This is a genomic window from Tistlia consotensis USBA 355 (genome assembly GCF_900177295.1).
Classification (GTDB): Bacteria; Pseudomonadota; Alphaproteobacteria; order Kiloniellales; family DSM-21159; genus Tistlia; species Tistlia consotensis.
Genome location: NZ_FWZX01000007.1, coordinates 1 through 17895, shown reverse-complemented (window position 1 = coordinate 17895; position 17895 = coordinate 1). Strand labels below are relative to the sequence as shown.

Below are 17895 nucleotides of genomic sequence, written 5' to 3'. Positions count from 1 at the left end.
GCGCGGGCGGGGAACCGGACGGGCGCGCCGTCAGCCGAAGCGGCCGGTGACGTACTCGACGGTCTTGGGGTGCCCCGGGTTCGAGAAGATCCGTTCGGTCGGGCCGAACTCGATCAGCTCGCCCAGGTACATGAAGGCGACGTAGTCCGAGCAGCGCGCCGCCTGCTGCAGGTTGTGGGTGACGATGGCGATGCAGAAGTCGCTGGCCAGCTCGGCGATCAGCTCCTCGATCTTGGCGGTCGAGATCGGGTCGAGCGCCGAGGCCGGCTCGTCGAGCAGCAGCACGCTGGGCTTGATCGCGATGGCGCGGGCGATGCAGAGGCGCTGCTGCTGGCCGCCCGAGAGGCTGAGGCCGCTCGCCTTCAGCTTGTCCTTGACCTCGTCCCACAGGGCCGCGCGGCGCAGGGCGCTCTCGACCCGGTCGTCCATCTCCGAGCCCGGCACGCGCTCGTGCAGCCGGATGCCGAAGGCGATGTTGTCGTAGATCGACATCGGGAAGGGCGTCGGCTTCTGGAAGACCATGCCGACCTGGGCACGCAGGCTGTCGACGTGGATGTCCTTGGACAGCAGGTTGCGGCCGTCGAGCAGGACCTCGCCGGTCGCGTGCTGGCGCGGATAGAGCGCGTAGATCCGGTTGAGCACGCGCAGCAGCGTCGACTTGCCGCAGCCCGACGGCCCGATGAAGGCCGTGACGCGCTTGTCGTGCAGGGTCAGGGTGACGCCCTTCAGCGCCTCGTAGTCCTCGTAGTAGAAGCGCAGGTCCTTGATCTGGATCTTCTCGACCTCGGCGGCTTCCGCCGCGGGCCGCTGCATGCTCTTCGATTCCATCGACATTCCTTCGGCCGGCGTTCCAGCGGTCATGGTCATCGGCTGCTCATCCTCTCGAAGACTTCTTGCCTGCCGCGAGCATGCGCGCCGCGATGTTGGTCAGCAGGATCGCGACGGTGATCAGCAGGGCGCCGTTCCAGGCGAGCTGCTGCCAGTCGTCGTAGGGGCTGAGCGCGAACTGGAAGATCACCACCGGCAGGTTGCCCATCGGGGCATTCATGTCGGAGCTCCAGAACTGGTTGTTCAGCGCGGTGAACAGCAGCGGCGCGGTCTCGCCGCTGACCCGGGCGAGGGCAAGCAGCACGCCCGTCAGGATGCCGCTGAGCGCCGCGCGGTAGGCGACGCTGGTGATCACCCGCCAGCGCGGGGCGCCGAGCGCCGCGGCCGCCTCGCGCAGGCTGGAGGGCACCAGCATCAGCATGTCCTGGGTCGTGCGCACGATGACCGGGATGGCGATGATCGCCAGCGCGACCGCGCCGGCCCAGCCCGAGAAGTGGTGCATCGGCACGACCATCAGCTCGTAGACGAACAGGCCGACGATGATCGAGGGCGCGCTGAGCAGGATGTCGTTGAGGAAGCGCACGACCTCGCCGAACTTCGAATGGCGCGCGTACTCGGCGAGCCAGGTGCCGGCCAGGATGCCGAGCGGGGTGGCGACCAGGATCGCCAGGCCGTTCATCAGCAGGCTGCCGAGGATCGCGTTGCCGAGGCCGCCGGCGCCGCTGCCGGGCGGCGGCGTCGCCTCCGTGACCAGGACCGGGCTGAGGCCGGTCACGCCGTTGTACAGCAGCGTCCAGAGGATGACGGCCAGCCAGAACAGGCCGAAAGCCGAGGCCGCGGTGGCGAAGGCCAGGGCGACGAGGTTCTTGGCGCGGCGACGGGACTGCAGCGTCATGGACTTCGCTCCCTGCTCAGCGCAGCCGCCGCAGCATCATCCGGGAGATGCTGAGCACGACGAAGGTGATGAAGAAGAGGATCAGGCCGAGGGCGACCAGCGACGAGGTGTAGATGTCGGTCGTCGCCTCGGTGAACTCGTTGGCGATCGAGGCCGAGATCGTCGTGCCGGGCGCCAGGATCGAGCTCGAGATCCGGTGCGCGTTGCCGATCACGAAGGTCACCGCCATGGTCTCGCCGAGGGCGCGGCCGAGGCCGAGCATGACGCCGCCGAGCAGGCCGACCTTGCAGTAGGGGATGACGACGCGCCAGACGACCTCCCAGGTCGTCGCGCCGATGCCGTAGGCCGATTCGCGCACCATGGCGGGGACGGTCAGGAAGACGTCGCGCGCCACCGCCGTGATGAAGGGCAGCACCATGATGCCGAGCACCAGGCCCGCGGTCAGAATGCCGATGCCGTAGGGCGGGCCCTGGAACAGGTTGCCGATGATCGGCAACTCGCCCAGCGTGTCGATCAGCAGGGGCTGGACGTGCTGCTGCATGAAGGGGGCCAGCACGAAGAGGCCCCAGATGCCGTAGATGATGCTGGGGATGCCGGCGAGCAGCTCGATCGCGATGCCGAGCGGCCGGCGCAGGCGGTCGGGGCAGAGCTCGGTCATGAAGATCGCGATGCCGATGGAGATCGGCACGCCGATCAGCATGGCGACCAGCGAGGTCACCAGGGTGCCAAAGATCGGCGCGACGGCACCGAACTGCGCCGTCACCGGGTTCCAGACCTCGGTGACCAGGAAGCCGAAGCCGAACTTCTGCAGGGCCGGCCAGGCGCCGACGGCGAGCGCCACGAAGACGCCGAGCAGCGAGAGCAGCACGATGGCCGTCGAGCCCAGGACCAGGGCCGAGAAGATCCGGTCCATCAGGGACGACGACTGCGACCGGGCGGCCGCGGACCGCAGGGATTTGTCGAGGGCGAGGCTCATCCGGCTCTTCAATCTGCTGAGGTGACGGCTTCGGGCCGAGGAGGGAAGCCGGCGCGCAGGTGCCTCGGGGGCACCGGCACTTCCTACCGCGACGCCGCCCCGAGGACAATCCTCGGGGCGGCGCTCAACGGACCGGCTGGAGCAGAGGGCTCAGTAGGCGACGCCCTTCATCTCCGTCGTCCAGGTCTTCTCGACCATGTCGACGACGCTCTCCGGCATCGGGATGTAGTCGAGCGACTCGGCCATCTTCTGGCCGTTCTTGTAGGCCCAGTCGAAGAACTTGAGGGCCTCCGACGCGGCGGCCGGATCCTGCGGCTGCTTGTACATCAGGATGAAGCTCGAGGCGGTGATCGGCCAGCTCTGGGCGCCCGGCTGATCGGTCAGGATCAGGTAGAAGCCGGGGGCATTGGCCCAGTCCGCATTGGCGGCGGCGGCCTGGAAGGCCTCGCTGGTCGGCGCGACCACCTTGCCGTCCTTGTTCTTCATCTTGGTGTAGGTCAGCTTGTTCTGCAGAGCGTAGGCATACTCGACATAGCCGACCGAATTGCCGGTCTGCTTGACCATGTTGGAGACGCCCTCGTTGCCCTTGGCGCCGATGCCGACGGGCCACTGGACCGAGGCGTCAGAGCCGATCTGGGACTTCCAGTCGCTGCTGACCTTCGAGAGATAGTCGGTGAAGTTGAAGGTCGTGCCCGAGCCGTCCGAGCGATGCACGACGGCGATCGCCTTGTTGGGCAGCTTGGCCTTCGGGTTGAGGGTCTGGATCGCCTTGTCGTTCCACTTGGCGATCTTGCCCATGAAGATCTCGGCCAGGGTCTTGCCGTCGATCACCAGCTCGCCCGGCTTGATGCCTTCGACGTTCACGATCGGCACGATGCCGCCCATGATCATCGGCCACTGCATCAGGCCGGCGGAGTCGAGCTCCTCCTTCGTGAGCGGCTTGTCGGAAGCGCCGAAGGTGACGGTCTTCGCCTTGATCTGCTTGATGCCGCCGCCCGAGCCGATCGACTGGTAGTTCAGGCCGTTGCCGGTCTTGGTCTTGTAGGCATCGGCCCACTTGGCATAGATCGGATAGGGGAAGGTGGCGCCGGCGCCGGAGATGTCGGCGGCGTGGGCCGTGGTGCCGGCAATGACGAGGCCGAGGGCGAGGGCCGCGGCCTGCGTTACCGCGCCTTTCAGAAGTTTCACGAGCAGCTCCTCTTCGCTTGGGAGAGTTTGACGGCGGCACCCCGCTCGGGTGCCGGCCATCCCGCTCCGGCACAGGAGGGCGGGACCGGCGCGATCCTCACGAGAATCGATGAAGCTTGTGTGACAGTTGGATGAATTCCCCGCGCAGCTTCCTGTCATCGAACCTTCATCGTTTCGGCCCGGATGACCTAAGTCATTCATCCGGCTCAAGGTTCGAAAAGGGATCGCCGGAGCGGCCCGGGGAGTCCTGCGGCTAGCGCTGCGGAATTCCCTTCGCCGCCTCCTCCGAGAGGGCCCGGTAGGCCTCGGGCGTATCGACGTCGGCCAGCACCGAGTCCCGCTCGACCGGCACCTCGCAGACCAGCTCCGGATAGTCGGCGAGCAGCGGCTTGGCGCCGACGTCGCCGCCGAGGCCCTTCAGCTCGGCGAAGAAGCGGCGGGCGAAGAGCACCGGGTTGCCGCGCTTGCCGTGCCAGCTCGGCTGGCAGATCGCCCGGCCCTCCAGGGGATCGAAGGCGGCGATCAGCTTGTCGATCACCGCGGGCTCGACCCGCGGCATGTCGCCGAGCAGCACGACGACGCCGTCGACCTCCGGCGCCAGGGCGGCGAGGCCGGCCTTCAGGGAAGTGCTGAGGCCCTCGGCATAGTCGGGGTTGTGCACCGCCGGCACGGCGAGGCCGGCGAGCGCCGCCTTGACCGCCTCGCGCTGGTGGCCGGTGACGACCAGGACCTCGGCGGCGTCGGACTCCTGCGCGGCACGCACCACCGAGCGCAGCAGCGGCTCGCCGCGGTAGGGCAGCAGCAGCTTGTTCGGCCCGCCCATGCGCCGACCCTGGCCGCCGGCCAGCACCAGGGCGGCGATGCGTGGCAGGCGCTTCGGCCCGGCGGCCTCCGCGTCCTCGCCGGCGCCGCCCTCGACGGCCTCGGCGCGCGGCAGCGGCCGGCCGCCGATCTCCTTGAGCAGTCCGCCGACACCCATGGCGGTGACGTCGGCGGGCGCGACCGGCAGGTCGGCGATCAGGCGCTGCAGCACCCAGTCGAAGCCGTTGACCTTGGGTGCCCGGGCGCAGCCGGGCAGGCCGAGCACCGGCCGGCCGTCGAGCTCGGCGAGCAGCAGCAGGTTGCCGGGATCGACCGGCATGCCGAAGTGCGCGATCCGACCGCCGGCCGCGACGATGCCGGCCGGCACGACGTCGCGCCGGTCGACGATCGCCGAGGCGCCGGAGACCAGCAGCAGCCCGCAGCCCGCGTCCTGCAGCTCGTGCAGGGCGGCGGCGATCGCCGCGGCGTCGTGGCCGCAGCGCCGCTCCTCGGCCGGCGGGCAGCCGAGCGCCGACAGCCGGGCGTCGAGCGCGCTGCGGCCCTTCTCGAGCAGCGCCGGCTTGGTGCCGGGCAGGGCGGTCTGGACCAGCCCGACCTGGCGCGGCCGGAAGGCGGCGACCCGCGCCGCCGGCTCGCGGCCGGAGGGGTCTTCGAGCAGCGCCACGGCCTGCTCGACGGCGGCGGCCGGCGCCGAGAAGGGGATGATCTTGACCGTCGCCAGCATCTGCCGCGGCTCGACCGGCTCGAAGGCCGGCAGGGTGGCGACGGTGATCGCCTCGTGGAGCGCGTTGACCGCGTCGATGCGCGCGGGCTCGACCAGGAACAGCCCGCGGTCCTCGGCCACCAGGTTGCAGCGGCCGGTGAAGGCGGCGGTGACCTTGGCACCCGAACGGCCGTCGGCGGGGCCGGCGAGGGCCCGGGCGATGCGCGCGGCGGCCTCGTCCTCGTGCAGGTCGCCGGGCTCCAGGGTCGCGGCGATCACGCTGCCGATGCCGGCGGCCCGCAGCACCGCCACGTCCTCGGCGCTGAGGCGCCGGCCCTTCTTGAAGGAGAGCCCGCCCTGGCGGACCGAATGGGCGAGCAGGGCGCCCTCGGCCTCGGCGACGGGCAGGGCGCCGAAGTTCACGCGGGCGCCCCCTCGCGGGCCGGCTGCGGCGGCGCGGCCTTGACCAGCGGCGGCGCGCCGCGCAGCGCCGCGGTCATCTGGGCCAGGATCGAGACGGCGATCTCGGCCGGGCTCCTGGCGCCGATCGCCAGGCCCGCCGGCGCCGCGATGCGGGCGATCTGGGCCTCGCCCAGGCCGGCGGCCAGCAGCCGCTCGCGGCGCTTGGCGTGGGTCCGCGTCGAGCCCAGCGCGGCGATGTAGAAGGCCGGGCCGTTCAGCGCGGTGATCAGCGCCGGGTCGTCGAGCTTGGGGTCGTGGGTCAGGGTGACGACGGCGGTGCGGCGGTCCGGGGCCAGGGCTTCCAGGGCCTCGTCGGGCCAGCCGTCCGCGATCTTCACGTCCGGGAAGCGCGCGTCGCTGGCCCAGGCCTGGCGCGGGTCGATCACCGTGACGTCGTAGCCGGCGAGGCTGGCCATCGGCACCAGCGCCTGGGCGATGTGCACGGCGCCGACCACGACCAGCCGCAGCGGCGGCATGAAGACCTGGACGAAGAGGCTGCTCTCGGGCAGGCGGCCGCTCTTCTCGCTGTCCAGGGCCCTGGCCGCGGCGGCCTCGGCCGCGGCGTCGCCGGCCAGCTCGCCGAGCGTCTCGCCGCCGTCGAGCAGCAGCTGCCGGCCGCTCTCCAGGTCGGTGACCAGGGCCAGCGGCCGCTTGGCCTTCTGGCCCTCGAGCAGGCGGTCGAGGATCTCGCGCTTCATCGCGGCGTCTCCGTCGGATTCCCTCTCCGCCCCTCTGGGGGGGAGAGGGGCAGGGAGAGGTGGGGGCGGACGCTCCGGGAAGCGCGGGCGCCGGTCGAGAGGGTGGACCCCACCTCTCCCCGGCCCTCTCCCCCCCAAAGGGGCGGAGAGGGAGAAACGCGGGGCGGAGAGGGAGTGTACGCGACGCTGCCCATGCTCAGCCCTCCAGCTTCTCGACGTAGACCTGGACCGAGCCGCCGCAGGCCAGGCCGACCGACCAGGCGTCCTCGTCGGAGACGCCGAAGGTCAGCAGGCGCGGCTTGCCGTCCTTCATGGCCGAGCCGGCCTCCTGCACCACGGCGCCCTCGATGCAGCCGCCGGAGACCGAGCCCAGCATGTTCTGCCGCTCGTCGACGATCAGCTGGCTGCCGACCGGGCGCGGCGAGGAGCCCCAGGTGGCGACGACCGTCGCCATGGCGACCGAGCGGCCCTCGTCGAGCCAGCGGCGGGCCTCGGCCAGCACCTCGTTGGCGTCCGCGTAGTGGGGGGATCCGGTCATGCGGGACTCGCTCATGCGGGACTCGCTCATGCTCTGGCCTCCGTGGGTTCGGCGTCGGCGAGCCACTCGCTGGCCGCCTCGAGCCGGCGCTTCGGCAGCTCCGACAATGCCGCCGCCAGCTGCTCCAGCGAATCGAGGTTGTGCACCGAGCGGAAGTCGTCGACGTGCGGCAGCATCGCCTTCGCGCCCATGGATTTCGGCGCATAGCCCTCGTAGCGCAAGAGCGGGTTCAGCCAGATCAGGCGGCGGCAGGACTTGTGCAGCCGCTCCATCTCGTGGGCGACGCCCTCGGCGCCCTCGCGGTCCAGGCCGTCGCTGATCAGCAGCACGATGGCGCCCTGGCCGAGCACGCGGCGCGCCCAGACCCGGTTGAACTCGGCCAGGCAGGCGCCGATGCGCGTGCCGCCCGACCAGTCGGTGACCGCCTCGGCGCAGCGCTCCAGCGCCAGGTCGACGTCGCGCTGGCGCAGCTGCCGGGTCAGGTTGGACAGGCGCGTGCCGAAGACGAAGGAGTGGACCCGGTCGCGGTCGTTGGTCACCGCGTGCATGAAGTGCAGGAAGATCCGCGAGTAGCGGCTCATCGAGCCGGAGATGTCGCAGAGGATGACCAGCGGCGGCGGCCGGTGCCGGCGCTTCTTCCAGCGCAGCTCCAGCAGGTCGCCGCCCTCGCGCAGGCCGGCGCGCAGGGTCGCGCGCAGGTCGGCGCGCGGCGGGCGGTGCGAGGCCTCGAAGCGGCGGGTCGGGACGTGGCGCAGCGGCAGGGCCAGGCGCTGCACCGCCTTGCGGGCGCGCTCCAGCTCCTCGGCCGACATCTGCTCGAAGTCCTGCTGGCGGAACATCTCGCGGTCCGACCAGGTCATCACCGCGTCGAGCTCGATCTCCTCCTGCTGCTGCGCCTCGGTGCCGCCCGGCCGCTTGCCGGCCAGGGCGTCGGCGAGCCGGCGGTTGAGCTCCTTGCCGCGCTCGGCGCGCTGCTCGGGCGGCGTGATGTCGGGCAGCAGCAGGCCGCGCAGCCGGTCGAGGAACTTCGGGTTGCGCCAGAAGATCTGGAAGGCCTGGTCGAAGACCTCACGCTGGTCGCGGCGCTCGACCAGGGCGGCGTGCAGCGCCCAGTAGAAGTCGTCGCGCCGGTCCAGGCCGACGGCGCGCACCGCGTCGAGCGCGGCCAGCAGCTTGCCCGGTCCGAGCGGCAGGCCGGCGGCGCGCAGGGTGCGCACGAAATAGAGGATGTTCTCGGCCAGCCGCCCGTCCTCGGGCCGCTCGGCCAGCTCGGCGATCTGGCTCTCCTGGCGCAGGCGGCGCTGGGCGTCGGCGAAGGGGTCGACCTGGGACATGGCCCCTAACGTAGCCGCGCCGCCGCCGGGCGCAAGCGGGCGGAGCGGCGGGGCAGGGGTGCGGCGAGGGAACGCCCCCTCACCTCACCCCGACCCTCTCCCCTCCCCAGGGAGCGGAGAGGGAGCCTTGTCGCGGCCGTCGTCTGCAGATCCCTCTCCGCTCCCTGGGGAGGGGAGAGGGAGGGGCCCGCGGCCGGCAGGCCGTGGGAGGGTGAGGTGAGGGGATGAGCCGCACCTCTCCCAACCCGCCGATTCTCCGCTATCATCGCCGCCGCACAACGAGGGGGGCGACCATGGACGATACCGCGCGACGCAACTTCGCCTACGACACCGAGGCGATCCGGGCGAAGGACGTCGCCCACCACGTCCATCCCTGGACCGACTTCGCGGACTTCGAGAAGACCGGCTCGATGGTCGTGGCCGAGGCCGAGGGCGCGACGATCTACGACTCCGAGGGCCAGGGCTACCTCGACGGCATCGGCGGGCTCTGGTGCGTCAACCTGGGCTACGGCCGCGACGAGATCGCCCAGGCGATGGCCGACCAGGCGCGGCGCATGGTCTACTACTCCTCCTTCGGCCACCACACCTCGGTGCCGGCCGCCGAGCTGGCGGCCAAGGTGACCGGCCTGGCGCCGGCCGGCCTCAACCACGTGCTGTTCGGCACCGGCGGCTCGATGGCCAACGACACGGCGATCCGCATCGTCCACTTCTACTTCAACCGCCTGGGCAAGCCGCGGAAGAAGAAGATCATCACCCGCCACGACGGCTACCACGGCTCGACCTACCTGGCGATGTCGCTGACCGGCGTCGCCTTCGACCACCAGGGCTTCGACCTCGTCGGCGAGGAGCTGATCGCGCGGATCTCGGCGCCGAACTGCTACCGCCGGCCGGCCGGCACCACGGAGGCCGAGTTCCTCGACCTGCTGGCCGGGGAGTTCGAGGCCAAGGTCCTCGAGCTGGGGCCGGAGACCGTCGCCGCCTTCATCGCCGAGCCGATCATGGGCGCCGGCGGCGTGGTCGTGGCGCCGGCGGGCTACCACAGGCGGATCTGGGAGCTCTGCCGCAAGTACGAGATCCTCTACATCGCCGACGAGGTGGTGACCGCCTTCGGCCGGCTCGGCCACTTCTTCGCCTCCGAGGCGGTGTTCGGCATGCAGCCGGACATCCTGACCTGCGCCAAGGGCTTCAGCTCGGCCTACGCGCCGCTCTCGGGCACCCTGATCTCCGACGCCTTCCACGAGGTCATCTCGGTGCCGCAGGCGCCGGGCGCGCTCTTCACCCACGGCTTCACCTACTCGGGCCATCCGGTCTGCTGCGCCGCCGGCCTCAAGACCATCGAGATCATGGAGCGCGAGGACATCTGCGGCCACGTCCGGCGGGTCGGGCCCTACTTCGAGCGGCGCCTGAAGAGCCTCTCCGACCTGCCGCTGGTCGGCGACGTGCGCGGCAGCCACTTCATGCTCTGCGTCGAGAACGTCGCGGACAAGGAGACCAAGGCCCTGCTGCCGGGCGAGGTCCAGATCGGCAAGCGCATCGCCGCCGCCGCCCAGGCGCGCGGCGTGCTGGTCCGCCCGATCGCCCACCTCAACGTGCTCTCGCCGCCGCTGATCCTGACCGAGGCCCAGATCGACCGCATGGTCGAGACCCTCAGGGACTCGATCCTGGCGGTCCAGGACGACCTGGTCCGCGAGGGCCACTGGCGGGGGTAGGGGACGAGGAAGCCCATTCAAGATTTCCCTCTCCGCCCCGGGGGGCGGAGAGGGCAGGGAGAGGTGGGGGAGTCGACCTTTCCGGCTGCGCGGGCGCTTCGGATCTCCCCCTCACCTCTCCCCGACCCTCTCCGCGCGCAGCGCCGCGCTACGCGCCCCCGAGGGGGGCGGAGAGGGAGAAAGAAGAGGCGGAGAATGGGCAGGAAGGGGAGCGGGATGGCCGTTCGTCCGAAGACGTGCCGTGCCAGGCGCCTGCGCCGCGACTCGACCGACGCCGAACGCCTGCTCTGGCGGGCCCTCAGGGAGCTCCGCCTGCCGGTCAACGTCCGGCGCCAGCATCCGATCGGGCCTTACGTCGCGGACTTCGCGGTTCCCGCCTGCCGGCTGGTGATCGAGCTCGACGGCGGGCAGCATGCGAGCGCGGTCGAGGCGGATGCGGAGCGGACCGCCGCCTTGAATGCGCGCGGCTACCGGGTCATCCGTTTCTGGAACAACGAGGTGCTCGGCAATCTGGAAGGCGTTCTGACGGTGATCGTCGCAGAGATCGGGCGGAGCGTCGGCTTCCCCACCTCTCCCTGACCCTCTCCCCCCCAAAGGGGCGGAGAGGGGACGCGAGGGTCGAGGCCACGCCGTTCGACTCCCTCTCCGCTCCCCTCGGGAGGGGAGAGGGGCGGGGAGAGGTGAGGGGCAGGGATCGACGGACGCTCGGAATGCGGGTGATTTTTGTGATATGACAACAATCAAAGACAACAGGGGGATCCGAGAGATGACCGACCGCAAGAACGGCGCGACGCGGCGCGACTTCCTGGCGGCGGCGGCGGCCGGGGCGCTGCTGGCCGGCTGTCCCTGGCTGGCCAAGGCGGCGGTCAGCCCGGCCGGCGGCCGCGAGAAGGCGCCGGAGGGCGCCGAGATCGCCAGGGTCCGGGTCTATCCGGCGATCGGCATCTGCCGGGTCGGCGGCAGCCCGCAGTGGTTCCTGGCGCCCGAGGTGCCGGGCCTGGCGCCCGAGCCGAACGGCGGCTTCAAGGACGGCGGCAGCCTCGTCAAGAAGCAGGTCCAGCGCTTCCGGCTCTACGCCTTCGACGACCAGGACCGGGTGATCGGCGAGCTGACCGCCGGCACGGCCGGGGTCGAGACGCTGGCCTGGAGCGTGCGCCTCGCCAACGCCAAGGCCGCCTGGTACGGCTTCAACAACCCGCTCGACAACGGCGAGCTGGCGCCCGGCCTGCCCGGGCAGATGCGCAACCAGTACTTCGTCGACGACGAGCAGCGCGAGCGCATGCTGATCATCGACGGCGGCACCAGGACCATCGCCGGCGCCTCGGTCAACGAGGGCGGCGACGACCCGGCCTACCGTTTCGTCGGGCGCTTCTGGGACGAGCAGGCGGTCGGCCTGGGCGAGCTGCGCACCGATCCGCAGGGGCGCCTGCTGGTCGTGCCGCCGGACGGCGTCTCGAACTCGCCGACCAACGCCGCGATCACCTCCTTCGCCGACAACGACGGCTGGCACGACGACTGGTGCGACGGGCCGGTGACCGCCGAGGTGACCCTGGCCGGCGGCCGGCGCCTGGCCGCCGAGCCCTCCTGGGTCGCCTGCGTCGGGCCGAACTTCGCGCCGGAGATCCCACCGATCTCGACGCTCTTCGACGTCGTCGAGAACCTCAACGTCGAGCAGGGCTGGAGCCAGGCGCCGGCGCTGCCGCTGTCGTTCCGCAAGCACGTCTACCCGACCTTCCGCCGGGTCGCGCTGATGGACTGGCTGACCGATGCCGCCAACCTGCGCCAGGGCTGGCTCGACGTCGGCGACTTCGCCGACCCGGCCTTCATCGACAGGCTCGCCGACCCGAGCCCGGCCAACAAGCCGTTCCGCGAGCAGGTCCTCGCCCAGTTCCGCGACCCCTACGACACCGGCCCCGAGGCCTTCAAGCGCGAGCGCCTGAAGATCCCCTACATGCTGGGCGACGGCGTCAACTACGACGGCAGCCCGCTGCAGTGGTTCCAGTTCCCCAAGCTGCAGTACCAGCACCTGCAGGCCTGGGCCGCCGGCGACTTCGTCGACGACCTGCACGACGCGGCGGCCGACGCGGTCGAGGCGCTGGAGGACCTGCCGGTCGAGCTGCAGCCCCGGGCGCTGACCGAGGCGGCGCTGGAGCCCTGCTCGGGCGGCGCCTTCCACCCCGGCGTCGAGCTGACCTACTACCTGCGCCTGGCGCCGATGTACGCGCGCGCCAAGGACCCCAAGGCCGAGCCCTTCCGCATCGCCCACGGCGACCGCGCCCGGCTGGTCCAGACCGTCGGGCGCCTGCTGACCGCCGAGAAGGCCTTCGAGGGCAGCAAGTCGAAGAACGGGGAGGTGCCGCCGCCGATCGGCCCGCAGATGGCCGGCGACCTGACCCGCTGGATGGGCCTGCCCTGGCAGTGCGACGCCTTCTCCTGCCAGCAGGTGCTGCTGCAGGAGAACTTCCCGACCGCGGTCTGGTGGCCGGCGCTGCTGCCGATCGACGTGCTGCCCGAGGTCTACTACCGCCAGCTCCTGCGCACCGACCTCTCGCCCGACGAGCGGCTCAAGTTCTTCGAGAACCGGGTCGCCTGGTCGCGCGGCGTCGCCGGCATCGGCTACCACGCCAACGGCAGCTACTGGGACGGCATCACCAACATGATCACCCTCTGGGAGCGCATGGGCTTCGTGGTGAAGCGCCCGGGCCCGAGCGACCCGGAGCGCCCGAAGGCGATCCCCGAGGTGCTCTACGTCGAGGTCGGCCGCGACGACACCATGGAGTTCCGCTTCGACTGGAAGAAGCGCGACGGCATGCTGCCGAAGTGAGGCGGCCGCGCGCGGCCACGCCCCTCGCCCTCACGGCCCTCGCCCTCACGGCCCTCGCCCTCACGGCCCTCGCCCCCACGGCCCTCGACAGGCCCGGGACGAAGCGACGGTCGGGGCGGAGGACGAGGCTCGCTTCTTCAATTCGCTTCATCCTGAGCCTGTCGAAGGGCGAAGCGAAACCGGCACGGACGGAGCAGGACGGCTTCACCCTTCGACAAGCTCAGGATGAAGCCGTTTTGAGGTGCTGCCGGAGGCATGGCGATGTCTCTCGACCGCACCGGCCGGCAGGGCGGGCGCCGTGACCGCCCCGGTCGCCGTCGTCCCGGTCGCCGTCGTCGGCGGCGGCCTCGCCGGCGCCGCGGCCTGTCTGCGCCTGGCGCAGCTCGGCCTGCGGCCGCTCTGGATCGGGCCGGCGGCCGAGGCCGGCGACCGGCCCGGCGAGCACCTGGCGCCGGCGGCGCGGCCGCTGCTCGCGACCCTCGGCGCCCTCGCGCTGCTGGAGCGGCCCGGGCACCGGCCGGCCAACGCGCTGCTCTCGGCCTGGGGCGGGCCGCGCCTCGCCGAGCGCAACGCCATCCTGCACCTGGAGGGACCCGGCAGGGTGCTCGACCGCCCGGCCTTCGAGCGCGACCTCGCCGCCCTGGCCCTGGCGTCCCGCGCCCAACGGGTCGAGGCGGCGCTGGAGGCGGCCGATTGCGCCGAGGGCGTCTGGCGCCTGCGCGCTGGCGGCAGCGAGGCCAGGGCGCGCTTCCTGCTCGACGCCAGCGGCCGCGCGGCGGTCGTCGCGCGGAGCCGCACGCAGCGCTTCCGCGCCGACCGCCTGGCCGCGCTCTGGGCCTTCCTGGAGCAGGACCCGGCCAGCGACGTCGAGCCGACCCCGGCGACCCTGATCGAGGCGGCGCCCGACGGCTGGTGGTACGCCGCCCTGCTGGCCGACGGCCGCCTGGCGCTCGACTGGTTCAGCGACCCCGACCTGCTGCCGCCCGACGCGACGCGCGGCACGGCGGCCCTCGAAGCCCTGCTGGCCGGGAGCCGCCAGGTCGGCCGCTGGATCGCCGAGGCCGGCTTCCGCCTGGCGGCGCCGCGCCTCGCCTCGGCCGGCACGACCTGGCTGGCGCCGGCCGCCGGCGAGGGTTGGGCCGCGGTCGGCGACGCCGCCGCGGCCTTCGACCCGCTGTCCTCCCACGGCATGACGACCGCGCTCTGGACCGCGATCACGGCCGCCGAGGCCGCCGCCGCGGCCCTGGCTGGCGACCCGGCGCCGCTGGCCCGCTACGCCGCCGCCGTCGCCGCCGGCGTCCAGGACTTCCTCGCCGCCCGCAGCCGCCTCTACGCCGCCGAGCCCCGCTTCGCCGAGCGGCCCTTCTGGCAGCGCCGCTCCTCCGTTTTCGCCGACACCGACATTTCTCCCTCTCCGCTCCCCTCGGGAGGGGAGAGGGCCGGGGAGAGGTGAGGGGGCCGACCTCGACGCCGGGCATCGGCGCAGCCGGAGAGTCCGCATCCCCCACCTCTCCCTGACCCTCTCCGCCCCCCGGGGGCGGAGAGGGGATTTCCTGGGACCGGGCGACGCGTCCGCCCTTTCCCCTTTCCCGTTCCCCGCGAAAGAGCGCTAAGCTGTCACGACCGGAACGACACCACGGGGGGAACCGCCATGACCGCGACCCGGCAGACGAGGCGCCGTCGCCTGACCCGTCGGCCGCTGACCCGTCGGCCCCTGGCCCTTCGGCCCCTGACCTTTCGGCCGCTGGCCCTTCGGCCCCTGGCGCTCCTGGCGCCCGCCGTCGTCGCCCTCGCCCTGCTGCTGCAGCCGGCGGCGCTCCGCGCCGAGCCGCGGAACCTCGACCTCGTCACCCAGGAGCTGACGGCCTACCACGACAGCGGCGCCTACGCGGTCGAGCTGGCCGAGGTCGACCAGCAGGCGCTGCAGCGGATCGAGCATCGCGCCGCGACGGCGGCGCCGGGGGCGAAGCTCGCCCTGGTCCTCGACATCGACGAGACCAGCGTCTCGAACTGGCCGGACATCGTCGCCAACGGCTTCGCCTTCCTGCCGAACGCGCCCTGCCGCCTCGACGGCACCGGCCGGCCCTCCAGCCCCTGCGGCAACAACGCCTGGAACGGCCTGGCCGCCGCCCCGGCGATCGAGCCGACGCTGGCCCTGGCGAAGCGTGCGGCCGAGCTCGGCGTCGCGATCTTCTTCATCACCGGCCGCCACGAGCACGAGCGCGCCGCCACCGAGAAGAACCTGCGCGGCGTCGGCTACCCGGCCTGGCAGCAGCTCTACCTGCAGCCCGACAAGGGCCCGCACCTCGCCTCCGCCGCCGATTTCAAGGCCCCGGTCCGCGCCCGGATCGAGGCCCAGGGCTACAGCATCGTCGCCAACATCGGCGACCAGGTCAGCGACCTGACCGGCGGCCACGCCGAGGCCGTGTTCAAGCTGCCGAACCCGTTCTATCGGATTAAGTAAGGAGGTATTGGTCCGCAACGAAGACTGGCAAACTGATCTCCAATTCCAGGCAGGTTAGAGAAAAGACAATAGTTGACGTGCCCGCATCGTTCGGCCCTTCGCTATAAAGAGCGCCAACGGACGCTGGCAATAGAACCAGCTCACAAGCAGAATACAGACTAAAATTTCTCGAAACTCAGACCACTAAGAACAGGTGAGTGCCACACGCCATGGCTAGCGCCAGAACAATTCAACTGAGCAGCATTCCGGCCCCTCTTCTGAGCCATCTTGAGTCTCGGGACGCAGTAGTGTGGGTTCTTGACTCGTTCGCGGCAGAAGCTGGCGCTGAACAAGTCGCTAGTGTACTCCGCCTCCCCTGGCGGTTAGCTCTAAGCGAAAGCTCTGAACCGCGCCTCATTTCAGAGTTGGAGCGGACTGACGATCCGGAAGATCCACTCGTCCGGCAACGAGGCTTTGTGCATGTGGTTGACAGTAATCCCGCCGAGCTCCTCTTACCGCCCCGTTGTCTGCCAGTCTACCTGCTCAATGGCCGTGGTGAAGCCGCATCTCTGACGGGGCTAGCTGCGCTGACGCGGCGTTTCACGATGCTCGACACACTCCGCAGGATGGAGCCAAGAGAACTTATTCTACTCCTGGGACGAGATTCTACCCTTCCCAAAGAGCTTGCTGAGCTGTGGCACGATGGCCTCCGCACAGTTGTAACGGTCGTCAGCGACTCGCCCACGATCGCAGCTGAATTGGAAGAATGGGTCGATGCAAATGAGATCGCGGCCGCGGTGGCATATCACCCACTCGCTGCGGGCAAATTTTGTAAAGAGTTGGTCGACGCACATTTTGCCGGGAGAGAGAGTCAGCGTATAAATGTTCGGATTAGGGATAGTCACGGAGTTGCACGGACTTACGATGTAACTGCGCTTGATGACCCAGAGCGGCCATTGCTTGCCAACTATGACATACTTCACGAAAGGGACCTGCGCCGACTACAGCCGGAAGATCTAACGCTGGAGCAGATCCAGGACTTCTTCCAAGATGCCGCCTCGGCATGGCGGCCGTACGCAGCTGGAATGCCTTGGCCTCGAGACGATCAGCATTGGCAACGTCTCCGCTCGCGGCTTCGGAGACTCGACAGGGACGGTTCCGAAGCGAACAGAGTAGCATTTATAGCAGCTGAATCTGGCGCTGGAGGCACCACGCTCTTGCGAAATCTTGCGTGGATTGCTGCGGAAGAAGGCTATCCGACGCTGGTAGCCAAATCTGCGCCATTTGCGCCAAAAGCTTTAGAAATGGCAAACTTCATGACTCGCGTCATGGAGATCCAGCGGCTTTCAGTAGTAGAAACGGGAGGGGAGCGTCTCTATGAAGCACCTTGGCTCGTGGCCTTCGATAGAATGCACTGGCAGGGAAGAGAAGCTGATCTTAGACAATTCTTGAGAGAATTGGAGAAAAGTGGCAGACCTGCATGCATTATTATCGTAACTGGCCCATATCTGGGTGTTGAATATTATGATGATCGGCATTTTCTTGCCCTGGGGATGCTGTCACATGAATTGACTCTGGGTGAAACTATTGCTCTGGGGAATCATCTGAATCGCTATTTGGCACCTCACGGCCCTGTTCGCTCAGAGTACGAGTGGCGCAATTTCTATGAAGCGACATCGGTGCAGTCCGGACAAGGGATTGCTGCTTTTTGGATTTCGTTATCATTTTGGTTGCAGAGACAGTTTGACATGCAAGAAACCGTTCAGTCCTGGATATATAGACAATTTAAGGAGAACGTTCATGAAGACGACATTAAGAGTGCGATGTTGAGTATTGCCGCTTTGAGCACCGAAAGGTATCCGTTGCCCGATGCTATGCTTCCTGCGACGGCAGATTGGCCTATGTCCCAAAAAATTGAGGACAAGCGAAAGGACGTCCCCGGACTTTGTCTCGTTCGGATTTCTCGAGAGGGTGACAGGTATTGGGCGTTAGTTCATAATATTATCGGCCGTTACCTGTTAACTGCTTTATTTTATGATTTTCCTAGCCGCGTGGCCGCTGGATTTGAAGACGCGATGAATCCAGAACACTTGCGGTTCCTGGCGTTGCGGCGTCTGTCTCGTACGCCAGCGCTAGCAGGTTGCTGAAAATGGGTCTTCCGGCTCGGCCCGGGAGGTGATTCGATTCCGCCGTTGTCTTGCCGAGGGAGGCTTGGCATGCGCGGCGGTGATGCGAGCTCGGGCGGGCTGTTCAGTTATGTGAGCTGCGAGGCTCGGGTGCCGGCGGATCATCCGCTGCGGGCGATCCGGGCGATCGTCGACGAGGCGCTGGAGGTGCTTTCGCCGCGCTTCGATGAGCTCTATTCGCGGATCGGCCGGCCGTCGATCGCGCCGGAGAAGCTGCTGCGGGCGCTGCTGCTGCAGGCCTTCTACTCGATCCGTTCGGAGCGGCAACTGATGGAGCAGCTGGACTACA

15 protein-coding genes are annotated in these 17895 nt (G+C 69.6%); 7 read left to right on the top strand and 8 right to left on the bottom strand.

What is annotated here, in order from left to right:
• Nucleotides 1-30 precede the first annotated feature (30 nt).
• The 8 genes from pstB to B9O00_RS10980 all read right to left on the bottom strand — a co-directional run bounded on the left by pstB (nt 31) and on the right by B9O00_RS10980 (nt 8444).
• Entirely contained in the window at nt 31-828 is a 798-nt protein-coding gene (pstB, locus tag B9O00_RS11015) for a phosphate ABC transporter ATP-binding protein PstB (protein ID WP_235017097.1), read from the bottom strand.
• A 46-nt stretch (nt 829-874) separates the two neighbouring features.
• Complete coding sequence (pstA, locus tag B9O00_RS11010; protein ID WP_085122723.1) at nt 875-1723, bottom strand: phosphate ABC transporter permease PstA; 849 nt, start codon at nt 1721-1723, stop codon at nt 875-877.
• A 16-nt stretch (nt 1724-1739) separates the two neighbouring features.
• Complete coding sequence (pstC, locus tag B9O00_RS11005; RefSeq protein WP_085122722.1) at nt 1740-2699, bottom strand: phosphate ABC transporter permease subunit PstC; 960 nt, start codon at nt 2697-2699, stop codon at nt 1740-1742.
• Nucleotides 2700-2849: 150 nt separating this feature from the next.
• Entirely contained in the window at nt 2850-3887 is a 1038-nt protein-coding gene (pstS, locus tag B9O00_RS11000) for a phosphate ABC transporter substrate-binding protein PstS (protein WP_322111178.1), read from the bottom strand.
• Nucleotides 3888-4140: 253 nt separating this feature from the next.
• Entirely contained in the window at nt 4141-5835 is a 1695-nt protein-coding gene (locus B9O00_RS10995; RefSeq protein WP_085122720.1) for an NTP transferase domain-containing protein, read from the bottom strand.
• The gene (locus tag B9O00_RS10990) at nt 5832-6572 is read right to left on the bottom strand and encodes an XdhC family protein (RefSeq protein WP_085122719.1); all 741 of its coding nucleotides are present in this window, start codon (nt 6570-6572) and stop codon (nt 5832-5834) included. Before B9O00_RS10990 ends, B9O00_RS10995 begins: the two co-directional genes overlap by 4 nt.
• A 196-nt stretch (nt 6573-6768) precedes the next feature.
• Entirely contained in the window at nt 6769-7110 is a 342-nt protein-coding gene (locus tag B9O00_RS10985) for an XdhC family protein (RefSeq protein ID WP_085122881.1), read from the bottom strand.
• 26 nt (nt 7111-7136) lie between these two features.
• Nucleotides 7137-8444 (bottom strand): vWA domain-containing protein, encoded by a 1308-nt coding sequence (locus B9O00_RS10980; protein ID WP_085122718.1) that lies wholly within the window; start codon nt 8442-8444, stop codon nt 7137-7139.
• Nucleotides 8445-8737: 293 nt separating this feature from the next.
• On the opposite strand from B9O00_RS10980, the gene B9O00_RS10975 reads away from it, so the two are divergent.
• From B9O00_RS10975 to B9O00_RS10950, 7 genes are all read left to right on the top strand, one after another.
• Complete coding sequence (locus B9O00_RS10975) at nt 8738-10153, top strand: aminotransferase (RefSeq protein WP_085122717.1); 1416 nt, start codon at nt 8738-8740, stop codon at nt 10151-10153.
• Between the two features lie 216 nt (nt 10154-10369).
• Nucleotides 10370-10732, top strand: coding sequence for an endonuclease domain-containing protein (locus tag B9O00_RS10970; protein WP_200808474.1), 363 nt, complete (start codon nt 10370-10372; stop codon nt 10730-10732).
• Between the two features lie 187 nt (nt 10733-10919).
• Complete coding sequence (gene goxA / locus B9O00_RS10965) at nt 10920-12977, top strand: CTQ-dependent glycine oxidase GoxA (protein WP_085122715.1); 2058 nt, start codon at nt 10920-10922, stop codon at nt 12975-12977.
• A 298-nt stretch (nt 12978-13275) separates the two neighbouring features.
• Nucleotides 13276-14430, top strand: a complete 1155-nt coding sequence (goxB, locus tag B9O00_RS10960; protein ID WP_143596203.1) for a glycine oxidase maturase GoxB — start codon at nt 13276-13278, stop codon at nt 14428-14430.
• 198 nt (nt 14431-14628) lie between these two features.
• Complete coding sequence (locus B9O00_RS10955) at nt 14629-15441, top strand: HAD family acid phosphatase (protein WP_089229622.1); 813 nt, start codon at nt 14629-14631, stop codon at nt 15439-15441.
• A 209-nt stretch (nt 15442-15650) separates the two neighbouring features.
• Nucleotides 15651-17567, top strand: a complete 1917-nt coding sequence (locus B9O00_RS32455) for a P-loop NTPase family protein (protein ID WP_143596202.1) — start codon at nt 15651-15653, stop codon at nt 17565-17567.
• A gap of 69 nt (nt 17568-17636) precedes the next feature.
• On the top strand, nt 17637-17895 hold a 259-nt coding region (locus B9O00_RS10950), incomplete at its 3' end, for a transposase (RefSeq protein WP_143596201.1).